We start from the raw sequence: 13130 nt of genomic DNA, 5'->3' as shown, positions 1-13130 counted from the left end.
GTGCGGCGTCAGTCCTGACCTATGCCGATCGTCGGACGGCGGGTCCAGGTGTCTCCGCCACGCCGATGCCAGTCGCCTTCCTGCCGGCCGCCTCGCTCGAAGCCGCCGCGGACAAATCGGCCACGCCCTTAAGGACGTTCAGTGCGTACCGTCGCACGCGGATGTTGCTGTCGTCTTTGGCGAGACGCCCGACTTCACCTAGCAGCTGCCACCAGCCGATCTGGCGGAGAGTCCACATCGCGCTGATGCGGTGCTCGGCGCGGTCGTCGCGGAGCATGGTGAACAACTGATTGCTGACAGTAGACACCCGCATCTTAAACAGAGCCTTGATTGCGTTGGCCCGCTCGCGGTTGGTCGCTGATCGGGCACGCTCGGTCAGCACGGGAACGAATCGTGCATCGGCCTTGTTCTCGAGCACTTCAATGGTGTTCGCACGAACCCTGGCATCGGTGTCGTTCAGCAGTCGATCCACCAGCATCTCCGGCGTGACTGATGGGATCTGCCCGGCGACCATCACCGCTTTGCTGCGAAGTCTCGGGTCTGCATCGTGACACATCGCCACGACTGCGTCGCGCATTGATTCGGCCATCCCCAGTTCGTAAACAATCTGCAGTGCCTTGAGCCGCTGGTCTGCCGGTCCGACGCTCAGCCGCTTCTGAAGCCGGACGATTGCATCAGGGAGAAGCTTGAGCATCGCGCTGCCCGCCTGCCTGCGAATCGGCTTGGGAAGCCGATCGAACTTGTTCCAGAAATGCTCGAATCCCGACTGTCCGATCGCCCGTCCGACCACTTTTCGGACGGATGGCGGCGCGGAGGTCATCAATTGAAGCAGCAGGTTTTCGTAGTCGGGTGGACGGCGGCGAATGATCTCTCGCGCGGCGATTCGCATCAGCCGCTCGTCGGCGTCGGTCAGGAAGTTCTTGAGCAACACGACCGAGGTCCCGCGTGGACGCCTCGCGGCGATTCGCAGGAGCCGCAGGCGGGCCGTGGCACTTTCGGCAGCGTGTTGTCGCAGCTTCTCCAGCCGCTCGTCCTGGAGGGCCTCATGCGTTCCGGACAGACAGACCCACTCGCCGATCTTCGCCGACTCTTCCGGCCGGCGACGCGCCAGATCGCGGGCCAAATCCGACTCCGACCACCAGACCCCGCGACCCACCTGCTGTATACACAGCTGCAGGCTGTTGTCCTTGAGCCAATAGGTCCTTCGCAGCAAGGCATCGAGCACCGGCGCTTCGCTGATGTGCGCGAACGCCGTCCCGAAGTGCGAACGAAGGTGTCCGTGGCTGGCGCCCAGTAGAAAGGCGTCAACGTGCTCGGACGTGGGCGCCTGTTGGAGCCGTCGCACCATCGGCGTTTGGCCGCCGTGCTTCGGTGTTGCAAGGATCTGAAACGCCCGGCTCGCCGTGCTGTCGCACAGAAGAATGGCCCCGCGCAGCAGGTCCTGGCTGTGTCGGCCGCGGTGGACGTCCAGCGCCCTGGCGATCGCCGCCTCGATCTCCGGCCGCTGCTCCATCAGCAGGTCGTACGCCTGTTGCTGTGTGGCGGCCGGGTGGTTGATGTCTGATGGATTCTCGATAATGCCGCGCTGCAGCGCCTTGGCTTCGCTGGCGACCCATCGCGCCAGGGCCACCATCGCCTCGGCGGCCGCGCGCGAGACCGTTTCGTTCGCCTCGTGCAGGTTCTCCGATAACACGTACGCCAGGCGACCCTGACGTCCCCTGGCGATCAGTTTCATCGCGGCGACGCGAATCGCGGCATCGTCACTGCGTCCGCCTTCGCGAATCGCGATGTGAAACGCCTTGATCTGCTTCAGCACGACCAGTTGAAGGGTTTCGGGAAGCCGGTCGAAAAGCGCCAGCACCCCCACCAGGGCACGCACGCTCTTTTTCTGGATGATCGCGTCGAGTGCACGAAGTTGTTCAGCCTCGTTGCCGAAGCGCAGGCACTCCACCAGGACATCGTCGGCCGCCTCGTTGCGGCTTCGGATGAGTGCGAGAAGCAGAAGGTCCTGGATCACTTCTGGTTTATCGGACGTACCCGCCGCCAGCCTTGAAACCTTCCGTCCACCATCTTGGGTCACCGTAGTGGTATGATTAGCATCAGGAATCTCGCAATTCCCGGGGTCGGCGGGCGGCGAGATCTTGAAGTTGGCTCGGCTCGACTGGCTTTCGCGTGCGACTTACTGCTTTAACTCCCACCACCCTAACTTGACCTGATGCCCCAGGCCGGCAATTACGAAATCCTCTCCGAGATCGGCAGGTCCACACTGTCGGTAGCATTCCGTGCACGCCGTGCCGGTGACAGCGCCGACACCCTGGGGAACTTTGTCGTCAAGATATTCGACATCGACGCCCTGGGCCTGCTCGAAGGCGCGGCCGCTGCACAGACCTTTATTGAACGAGCCGAACTGCAGAAGCGGCTCGCCGACCAGGGTACGCGTCACTGGGCCCGGGTCATCGAGATGGGCAACGCGGAGGACGCCTATTTCGTTACCGACTTCTACCCCCTGACGGCGCAGGCCCTGGTGGACCGCCCCGCCCCGGTCGAGGTGCACGCCCTTTACACGATCGTATGGTCGGTCGTGCGCGGGCTGACCGAGCTTCGTGAGACCAGGCGCCGGGCCCATGGCAATCTCCATCTTCGCAACATCCTGATTCGCGACGACCTTCGCCTTGCCTCGCCGGAAAGCACGCGCGTCGTCCTGGACGATCCGTCCGTCGAGGCCAGCAGTGCCCGCGACCGCTCGGCCGACCTGTTGGCGCTGGGCGAACTCATTCACCGGCTCGTGCTCAAAAGGCCGTTCCGCGAGAAAAAGGGGGAGGAAGCGCTCCAGACGCTCGAAGGGTCGGTCTGGCCGGTCACCTTTACCGCCGCCTGGGGACGCCTCGGTCCCGACGCCGAGCGATGGCTGCAACTGTGCAACTGGCTCCTGAACCCCAACGCGGCGGAACGTCCCGGCGACCTGGTCGAAGTCGCCGTAGCGCTTCACGCACTCACGCCCAAACCGGTCCGCAGGTCGCGCAAGTGGGTCGCGATCGTCGCCATCCCGCTGTTGCTCGCCGGTGCAGGCGTCGGGTTCTTTGTGAAGACCCACTCCGAAGCCCGCACGCAGCTCGCATCGGTGCAGCAACAGTGGTTCGGCGCGTTCGAAAGGGCACTGGCCGATCCGGAACGGGTCCGCCGCTACTCGGTCGACGACACACTCAAGTCGATCATCCTTCAGGTGCAACAGGCCAGGCAGGCCGGCGTGCAGTTCGACCCGGCATCGTCGGTGCTCAGCTATGACGGATACCATAAGGTCCGCTCGGCACTGAACGTCGTCGAACGCATCGAACGCGATCTGGCGCCCGAACGGTGGCAGCGCCTGTCGGCGATGAACGGCATTCGCCAGCGCTACGAAACCCGCGGCTGGGCACAGCCCGCCGCGTATCTGCAGGAACTCAATCGCGGCGTCACGCCGACGGCGGGCAACGACCTGGCCGTCGGGCTCGATCGGATGATGGACGTCACCAGTCGCATCACCGACGACGCGATCTGGCTCGACGACCAGTGGCTGAAGTATGACGCCGACCTGCAGACCGTCCGCGACAGCGGCGATCCGCTTCTCATCGCATTCGCACGCGAACTGCGTGAGTCGGTCGGCAAATCGCTTCGAATGACCGACGTCGGTTTCGACGGACTGGAGGCGTTTAAGACCCGCCTCCCGCTGGCGGCATCACTCGCAAAGCTCGTCCGCGAAGGCTTCCCGCGCGACCATGGCCGCGACCGAATCGCCGCCGACATCGACGCCCAGCTCAACACCGCCAACCCCACCGAAGCCGAGATCATCCAGTGGCTGGCGGCAATCGATCAGTACGCGCTGGTCAGGCTCGATCCGGCCGCCGAGCCGCTGTTGTCGCTGGCCGCGTCTTACGAGAAGCTGATCGCCGACGTAAAACGGCAGGCATTCTCAGACGCCGAGCAGTCGCAGTACGCAGCCGCGCGGGCGCAGCTCGAAGGCAAATTGACGTCGCTGCGCGAAACCCGCTTCGTGCGGAAGGATGTTGCCCGGGGACAGGGGGAGATTTCACTCCGCGCCGGCGACGTACAAAAGGAACTGGACGCGGTGCGCAAGCAGTGGGTCCGCCTCGACGACCCAAAGCAGTGGCTTTCGTTCATCGATCAGCCGCTCGCCAGTGCCTCTGATGCACTCAAACTCCGTTGGAAGGGATACATCGAGGTCCAGCGTCGCAGGGTCGAGGCGCTTTCAAAAGACGCCGAGGCATTTAAGAAAGCTAAGGGGGATGCCGAACTGGTTCGGGGGGTTCTGTCGGAACTGGACAAGCAGTTCCCGCCGGTGACGTCGGGCTTGCCCGAGACATTCTCTTCCGCCGCATGGGATCGCCGCGAGCGGGATCTGTCCATGCTGTCGGCCTGGGCTGCGAGCACCGACACGGCGGTCCCCGAGTTGGAACGGTTTGCCGCGACCGTCGACGGGCAGGGCAAACGGTTCATCGACTGGTGCGACAAACTCCGGTCGCTCTCCAGGGACTTTCCGATCCGCAAAGAGCTGCTGAGCCCGGCGGACCGGCCGGATACCGCATGGGCGGCAAAGGAGCCGGAGTTCTGGCGCGACCCCATTATCAGCGGCCTGGTCCAGAAGGACCTTTCGCGGATCAACAATCTCGCGGCCGTTTCGGCGATGACCAGTTCCGACCTGGTGAAAGCAGCTAAAGAGGCCGAGGCCACCGAAGTCGTGCTGGCCGCCTGGCGGAAGCTTGGAGAAGCCGCGGAAGGCAGAAACCACTGGCCGGACGCAGCGGCCGACCTGGACACGGAACTGGCGATCCGCAATCGGTTGGCGCCGATGATCAACTCCATCCAGTCGGAGGCCGATCGCAAAGCGGCCGCCGACGACTGGCGGGCCCAGGGGCCAGCACGTTGGAGACGTTTTGTGAACGGCGCGGTACTGTCGGCCGGGGCTGATGCTCAGGCGGCCGTCGAGCAGCGGATCATCGCCGCGCAGCGGTACCGCAATGCGATGTTCGTGACCGATGCCGAGGCCGACAAGCTCGATCCTGCGCCGCGTTTCAACTACGCGCTTTATATCGCCAGGATTTCCATCACGGACGCCAACGACACCGTCGTTCGTAGTGCATCGCAGCAGCTCCTCAAGGCGTCGACGGATCTGCGCGACCGCCCGCAGGTCGCCGACATGGCCGGGAAGCTGTCGCGGCTGAGCGATCAGGAACCGATGGCAGGCGAGGCGCAACTGCTCGCGGCTACGCCACCGGAGAGTTTTTCCCTGCCGATCCGCGATCGCTACACGCTGAAGTTTCTTCGGATCGAGCCGCCCCGCCGGCGGCCGTTCTATCTCTGCACGACCGAGCTTTCCCTCGGGCAGTTCATTGAGCTGATCAATTCGACCGGAAACTGGACCGCGGCCAATACACTGCTCGGCAACTTATCCATACCCGGCGGTGCTCCGCCGATTCCGTTGCGCGGCCCCCGGGCCTGGGACCGACCGTCGGCGAATAACTCGGCGATCGACCGGTTCGAGAGCTGGCGTTTTGATACCGCGGCCGCCACCGCAACGCAGTTCCAGTTTGCCACGCCGCTTCGCCAGACTCGGTTCAACCGATCGGCGCTGAAACCCGAGGCTGGCGACAATCCGAAGTACGACCACCCGATGCAGCAGTTGCCGGCACAGGCCGCGCTGTACGCCGCGGCCGTGCTCAATTGCCGCCTGCCCTCGCCCCGCGAATGGCTGACCGCCTATGAGATGGAGAGCAGGCAGTCGGGCGGCACCGCAAAGATCGACGCCAACCTCCGTGATGCCACCTGGAAGGTGCAGCAGCAGTTCACGACCACCGATGTGCCCACGCAATGGCCCGGTGCAGACCTCGCCGGCGTCTACTGGCCCAAATCGATGGAGCGGCCGGCCGCCGCGACCGTCGGCACCGCGGACGACAAAACCCTGTTCTTTCGAGCGGTAACGGCCGGAGGCGGTGGCTTCCAGAACCTCGTCGGCAACGTCGCCGAGTTCGTCTGCGAGCGTGAAGACCTCTGGGACGCAGTCCCCGACCGCCGAAGCCTCGAAGGTGTCGTCCGCTTCTGCAAGGAGCACGGCGAATCGATCTCGGTCATCGGCGGCTCGGGCCTTTCGGCGCCCGAGTTGGATGTCACTCGACCCTACCCCGTCAGCGCCACGACCGATCCATACGCCGACGTCGGCCTGAGACTGGCGTTCACCGCGCCGGCCCGGACGATGGCCGAACGCATGAAGTACATCCTGGACGAGCAAACCTTCCTGACTGCAAAATGAATGATCGCGTGAGGCAGCGCGAATCGGATCTGCGGAAGTCCGATCTCACCACGAAGGGCACGAAGGACACGAAGAAGATGCAGAATGGGAACTGCGTCCGACGGGTGTTTCGCGTCGTGATTCTTCTTCGTGACCTTTGTGCTCTTCGTGCCTTCGTGATGAAGTCGGACTTCCAATTGGCAACCCTCGGGTCGACGGACATCGTCGCCGGGGTTGCATGGCACCCGGAAAGCACTCGAGGGCCAAGACTCTGAGCTGATGACATCCTTCCGCTGTAATCGTAAGCTTGCGGGCGTGAACTCAAGCCTCGCACTCAGACCGACCTTCCTCGCCCTGGCGGTGTGTCTGCTCGCCGGTGTTGGCTGTCAGACCGGCCCCCGCCCTGCTGCCGAGTTCGTGCAGCAGGCCGAGCAACTCCACCAGAGTGCCCTGCAATCGACGATCATCCGCGATCGTGATCTCGACGAGTATTTCGCCGAGATCGGCAAGCGGATCATCCTGGGCGCGACCGCCGCGAACGTCGGCAACACCCGCGACCCGACCTTTGCGAACATGAAGTTCCACCTGGTGGACAGCGACGTGGTCAACGCCTTCGGCACGGGCGGCGGGCACATCTACGTCTACAACGGCCTGGTACAGGCCTGCCAGACGGAAGAGGAACTTGCCGCGCTCATGGCGGTGCAGTACGCCCACGCCCTTGACCTGGACATCCAGCGCACCGGCATGAAACCCGATCTGAGGCCGGTGACCGACCAGGCTTCCATCGACCGGGTGGTCTACCTCTATCTCACGTTCCCCTTCTCCGGAACGATGTCACTCGAAGCCGACAAGCGCGCGTTCGAGTTCTACGCCCGCGGCGGATGGAACCCATCGGCGTTCGCGGAGGCGTACGAAAGGCTTCGCAACGTTCAGCGGCTGGACCTTCCGCCGACCACCGGCGGCGACGGCCAGCCCCGTGCAACCCTGGGCGCGCGGGCATCGTCGGCCCGGTCGCTCGCGTCGTCGCTACCGGCGCAGTCGCGCGACTGGCGACAGCCGACCGTCGCCGACCCGCAGACGTTCTCCGACCTCAAGCGTCAGGCTCAGAACGAGAGCCAGAAGATTCCGGACAACACCCGTGCGGCGTTTTACCTGGCGGCGTTCCCCAACGTGATTCTTCCGGCCGACCTACCCGTGCAACAGCAGGCGCAGGGGCAGTTGCGTCGCGATGTTGTCCCTCCCGCCCCGCCGACGCCGAAGATCGAGCCCAGCTAACCAAGACCAATCGCCACGGAAAACACCGATGGACACGGAACCGTCGGAGCAGATGCTCCAGTTCCGTGTCCATTGGCGTTCATCCGTGGCTGTTGAAGCGTTCCAGCCGGTACGTGCCTCCGGGGAGTTGCGAATCCCCGGGTGCCGGTCAGAAGTTGAAGACCGCGTCCACTGCCGCGGTAAACTGCACCTGCCGGCTGAAGCCGTCGAAGTAGTTTTCGTCGGAGTAATCGACGCGCACTTCCGGGCGAATCTTCAGGTGCTGGAGGTACTTGTCGGTGGGGAACGGCTTGATCGTCAGACCGACCGTCGCTTCATAGAGGGTTTGGTCGAGTCCGGTGGTGTAGCCGCCCTCGTCACGGTACCACTCGAGACGAGCCGCCGCCGAGACGGACTTGTTCAGTTCCTGGATCGCGTACAGCGACACACCGTACCAGTAGGCGTCGCCGCCCCCGCCGGTGGCGTTGGCCTGCCAGCCGTAAACCACGTCGGCCAGCAGTGTGGTGGTATCGCCGAGCTTGTAGGTCACGGTCAGGTCGGCAGCGACGCGCCAGTTGTCGTTGTCGCCGTCCTGTTCCGGCCCGGCGATCGCGGCGAAGGTCAGGAGCAGATCATCGTTGACCGCGTATCGGGCGCGACCGAAAACGTCGATCGCATCGTTGTTGTCGTCGATCGACTGGTCCCAGCCCCGGCTGAAACCGCCGTCCACCGACAGCTGTTCGTTGATCACGTAGGTGCCGAAGGCGCCCGTCAGGGTAAAGGGCAACGCAGCGCCGAAGGTAAAGCTGTGCGAATAGAAGACGCTGGCATTGGGGTCATGCTGCTTAAAGAAGGTGAACTTACCTACGCGAATGCGCAGCCCATTACCCACCGGCACGGCCAGGTCGAAGTAGGCCTGCGGGATGTCGAACTGGTTCTGCGGTCCGCCGGTGATGCTCGTGGTGACGTCGTCGTCGTAGTTGTCGAACATGCCGTTGGAATGCAGGAACCGCGCGTCAGCACCGTAGAGAAGTTCGACGCGTCCACCGATGTCGAACTGTCCCTTGGTCACATCGACGACGCGCTCGATGTTGAGGTCGAGCTGGTTCATGAGCACCTTGTCGTGCTCGACGTCAAAGACGCGGCCCGGGTTGTCGATGAACTTGCCGACCGGCAGGGCGTAGTCCGAAAGGCTGCTCGGCGGGTCGTCGAAGTTGTAGGTGTACGATCCTTCGACGTGGCCGTAGATCTGGATGCCGGCGTCTTCCAGGGGTTTGGCAAAACCGACCTTGTCCATGATGCTCATCAAGGGCCGCCGGGACGGGACATCGGCGACCGGCGCGACCGGGGCCGGGGCGCTGCGTACCGCGACGGGCGCGGTTTCGCGGGCCGAGTCGGCGCCCAGGCCCGCCTGGGCCATCGCCGCCATAACCGCCGCCGTCAATACGATGTTCGATCGAATCCGCATCTCGTGTCTCCTTCGCGCCGATGTGGCGACGTCCAAAAAAGCCGGACCAGTGATTTGACGTGATCGGCCGGAGGATATCGAATCGATGAGTCGATCAGTCGTTGCCCGTCCGGCACGTCGCAGAACGGAACGTTATCGGACCCACGGCATCGAACTCCGCCCGGACGCGGCAATCTAGTGGGATGGCGCCGATCAGGCAATCGGCCAAAGCCTGCGATCGCCGATAAGATACAGACCCTCCGAGTCGAGGGGACGAAGGCGTGAAACGCAATTTACAGCAATGAATGGTTGGCCTTCCACCCGTTACGTAGGCCCCGAGGCCGGGATATACCGATTGCTGCGGACCTGTATTTTGTCGCCGAACGTCCAAGAATACGGTGCATACTGTTAAAGCCATGAGTTTTCGTTCCGATTTGCCCCCCCTGCGACAACGCTCCTCCCTCCCGACCCCGCGCCGCAGCAGCGACCGCAGGATGTCCCGGCTGATCCGCGCCGCCGTGGAGTCGTTGGAACCTCGGGTGGTGTTCAACTCAGCCCTGGTGGCGATCGCCGACGCCGACACCGAACGCTCGGATACCGACAGCAACGTCGCGAATGCCAACTTCGGTGCAGATCCCGAACTCCGCGTCGAACTCGACCTGGCGGTGCGGAAAGAGATATTCGTCAAGTTCGATATCAGCTCGGTGACCAGCGTCGGGTCGGCAGCCGTTCAGATGACCGGCGGTACCGCCGACATTTTGGCCGGGACGAGCAACGTCTCGATCTTTGCCGGCAATGACACCAACTGGGTGGAAGGCAACGGCGTTCAGCCGAGCCTTGCCTCCCCGGGGTACAACCTGGACGACAACCCCGTCGGCGAGATTCGCTACAACAACCGGCCCGGCTCCACCGGCGCTTCGCTGGACACGCAGGTCGTCGGCATTTCCCAGGTCTACACCTGGAACGTGACCAGTTTTCTGCAAGCCCAGAAGGCCGCCGGCGCGACCGTCATCGGCCTGGTGTTCCGCGGTACCGGTGGAACGGGCAAATCGACGTTCCAGTCGAAGGAGGTCGGCGGCGGCGCAGGGCCCCTGCTGGTCGTCGAAAATGACACCACCGCCCCGACCGCTGACGTCGCATCGACCAACATCACGACTGCAGGCGGCACCACGCACACCGTGACGGTCACCTACAACGACAACGCCGGCATCGACGCGTCTTCGATCGGCCCGAACGACCTGGCTGTTACGGGTCCCAATGGCGCGGTGACCGTCTCCGGCGTCACGGTCGACAGCTCGAACCCGAAATCGGTCGTCGCCACCTACACCCTGGATGCCCCCGGCGGGTCGTGGGATGGTCTCGGCGACAACGGCACCTACAACGTGACCGTGCAAACCGGCGAGGTGCGCGACTTTGAGAGCAACAGTGCCACCGGGACCGGCTCGTTTACCGTCAACATCCCGACCGACACCACGCCCCCTGTCGCCGCCACGTTTAACGCCCAGCCCATCACCACTGCCGGCGGACCGACGTACACCTTCACCGTCACCTACACCGACAACGTCGCGATTGCCACGGGAACCATCGGCACCGGCGACGTCACCGTTGCCCGTAACGGCGGCGGCGGCAATCTGACCGTCACCGGAGTGACCACCAGCGGTACCGGCGGCAGTGTCAGCGCCACCTACACCGTCTCGGCGCCCGGCGGTTCGTGGGACGCCTCGGACAACGGCACCTACACCATCACCGTGCTGTCGGCAGGCGTCAAAGATACCGCCGGCAACAACGTCGCACAGACGACGACCACTTTTCAGGCGAACCTCCCGGATATTACAACCCCCGTCGTGGGGATCACGCCGGTTTCGCAGATCACCACGGCCGGCATTACTGCCACGCAGATCACCGTCACTTTTACGGACAACCAGGCGATCGATTCCTCGTCGATCGACTCGGGGGATGTGTCGGTCGTCCAGGACGGCGGCGGCGCGCTGGCAGTCACCCTCATCAGCAAGAGTTCCAACAGCGACGTCCCGTCGATCGTGGCGGTCTATTCCGTCGCCGCCCCCGGCGGCTTCTGGAACAACGCCGACAACGGCACCTATACGATCACCGTCCTTCCGGGCGCTGTGCTCGACAGCGGAGGCAACACAACGCCACTGGCCCAGGCGCAGTTCGAAGTCGATGTCGCTTCGACCAACGCCGTTGCCGACGGGTCGTTCAATGGCGGCTCTCCGATCAGCTCCGGGTTCGTCGCCGAAGCGATGACGACCGATCTGCTCGGCCGTGTGCTGGTGGCAGGACGGCAAGGTGACCGGCTGGCCGGCACGAGCCAGTCGGTGCTGCAGCGGCTCAATGCCGACGGAAGTCTCGATACGTTCTTCGGCCTGGGCGGTCAGATCATCAGCTTTCCCAACGACAACGACGGGTTCTTTGCCGTTGCCGTTGACGACAAGCAGCGAATCGTCGCCGCCGGCTTTCGCGCCGGTGAACTCGAAGTCGTCCGCTACACCTCCAAAGGAAAGCTCGACAAGACTTTCGGCCAGGGCGGGATCGTGCTGGCCGACTGGGGCGGAACCGACGACACCGTCTATGCCCTTGCGGCACTGCCCGGCGGTGCCCTGCTGCTGGGCGGCACCAGCAGCGGCAACCTCGCTTTCGGCAGGCTCGATGCCAGAGGCAACATCGACACTGCGTTCGGTCAGGGTGGTGCGACGCTGCTGAAGCCCGGCGGACAGAACGGTGCGATCGGCGCGATCGACGTCCAGAACGACGGCACCATCGTCGCTGCCGGCACCGTCGGAACGACGGTCGCGGTCGTGAAACTGTCCGCCGCCGGCAGTTCCGACGCCGGCTTCGGAACTGCCGGCGTGCAAAGCCTGACCGGTCTTGCCGTGCGGACCGACCTGGGACGGCAGGATCACACGGTGGGATTGGCGGTATCGCGCGAGGGGAAGATGATCATCGGCAGCCGCTCCGCCGGCGGCGACTTTGCCATCCGCCGCCTCAATGCCGATGGCTCGGCCGATAACACCTTCAGCGGCGACTCGCTTGCGACCATCGACATGGGCGGCGACGACGACGTCGATTTCATCGGACTTCAGGGGACCGGGCAGATCTGTGTCGTCGGTACCACCGACACCGGCGGTTCGACGCGCCAGATCGCGATCGCGGCCCTTAAGGCCGACGGCACGCTCGATTCCAGTTTCTCGTCCGGCGGCAAGTTCACCGCCGACAGCTCGCTGGTCATCAGTCCCGGCGCGGCCGGCCCCTTCGTGCTTCACGCCAATGGTGCGATGCAGACCGACGGACGGTTGCTGCTGAGCGCGGGGGAAGCGTCGAGCAAGGCGACCAGTTCTCCGATTCGCCGAATACTGATGCCGGGATCGGGAGTTCTCGGATTTTTCGGCGATGTCGGCGGGAAGAATGTGAAGCTGTCGTTCCTCAAAGAGAACGGTACACAGGTCACCCTGTCGCTGAAGAACGCCACCGGCGAAGCCCTCTGGGACGGCAGTGTGCTGGACCTTATCGTCAGCGGGTCCGACAGCGCCACCACGCTCAGCGTTGTCGCGAAGAAAGGCGACAAACGGGTGATGATTCGCGACCTGCGCGCCGATGGTGATATAAAACTGGTCAACGCCAAGCCTGCCGACTTTGTCGGCACCTGCTTCGTGGCCGGTGCCGCGGCAAGCCTGCAACTGGGCAGCCTCAGCGGCACCCTGGCGGTGGCTTCCGGGATCACCGCGCTGACGATACTGGGCAACGCATCGGGTGCGTTCGTCCTGTCGGGCGTCAACCTCGGCACCGACAGCAAGATCGGCGGCAACGGCGATGCCGCCGACGCCTACGCCGCCGGCAGCATCGCCAAACTGACGGTCAACGGGCAGGTAACGTCGACGTTTGTCGGGGCGGGCGTTAATCCGGTCAACGGGACGTTCGGGGATAGCGACGACACCCTGGCAGGCGTAGGCGGCAGTTCGATTGGCGCGGTAACGGTCAAAGTCGGGGTCAGCGCCTCGACCCTGTTCAGCGCCGGTGCGTTCGCGGCGACGGCAAAGATCCCGCAAAAGATCGTTCCGACGCTCGACCCGCACTTCCGAGTCCTGTCCTGACGGACAAAAGCGGCGATTGGTCTGGCTTCCCCCGGGC

General features: G+C 64.2%; 5 protein-coding genes. 3 read left to right on the top strand and 2 right to left on the bottom strand.

The window, feature by feature from the left end; genetic code table 11:
* Positions 1-19: 19 nt before the first annotated feature.
* Positions 20-2017: a HEAT repeat domain-containing protein gene (locus IPV69_RS02665; protein ID WP_206293370.1), complete on the bottom strand. Its 1998-nt coding sequence runs from the start codon at positions 2015-2017 to the stop codon at positions 20-22.
* A 198-nt stretch (positions 2018-2215) separates the two neighbouring features.
* Here IPV69_RS02665 and IPV69_RS02660 point away from each other — a divergent pair, with 198 nt between their 5' ends.
* Positions 2216-6304 carry a hypothetical protein gene (locus tag IPV69_RS02660; RefSeq protein ID WP_206293369.1) on the top strand — a complete coding sequence of 1363 codons (4089 nt, stop codon included), beginning with the start codon at positions 2216-2218 and terminating at the stop codon, positions 6302-6304.
* A gap of 294 nt (positions 6305-6598) precedes the next feature.
* Positions 6599-7558, top strand: coding sequence for a M48 family metalloprotease (locus IPV69_RS02655; protein ID WP_206293368.1), 960 nt, complete (start codon positions 6599-6601; stop codon positions 7556-7558).
* A gap of 148 nt (positions 7559-7706) precedes the next feature.
* Here the strand turns inward: IPV69_RS02655 and IPV69_RS02650 are convergent, their stop codons facing one another.
* The gene (locus IPV69_RS02650) at positions 7707-9005 is read right to left on the bottom strand and encodes an outer membrane beta-barrel protein (protein WP_206293367.1); all 1299 of its coding nucleotides are present in this window, start codon (positions 9003-9005) and stop codon (positions 7707-7709) included.
* A 395-nt stretch (positions 9006-9400) separates the two neighbouring features.
* Here IPV69_RS02650 and IPV69_RS02645 point away from each other — a divergent pair, with 395 nt between their 5' ends.
* Positions 9401-13093: a beta strand repeat-containing protein gene (locus tag IPV69_RS02645; RefSeq protein WP_206293366.1), complete on the top strand. Its 3693-nt coding sequence runs from the start codon at positions 9401-9403 to the stop codon at positions 13091-13093.
* Positions 13094-13130 lie beyond the last annotated feature (37 nt).

The sequence above is a fragment of the Humisphaera borealis genome (assembly GCF_015169395.1).
Lineage (GTDB): Bacteria > Planctomycetota > Phycisphaerae > Tepidisphaerales > Tepidisphaeraceae > Humisphaera > Humisphaera borealis.
This window is presented reverse-complemented; position numbering and strand designations above follow the sequence as displayed.

Excerpts from the sequence above, each read along its gene's own strand:
- IPV69_RS02650 (WP_206293367.1), bottom strand. The coding sequence starts at position 9,005 with ATGCGGATTCGATCGAACATCGTATTGACGGCGGCGGTTATGGCGGCG.
- IPV69_RS02660 (WP_206293369.1), top strand. The coding sequence starts at position 2,216 with ATGCCCCAGGCCGGCAATTACGAAATCCTCTCCGAGATCGGCAGGTCC.
- IPV69_RS02645 (WP_206293366.1), top strand. The coding sequence starts at position 9,401 with ATGAGTTTTCGTTCCGATTTGCCCCCCCTGCGACAACGCTCCTCCCTC.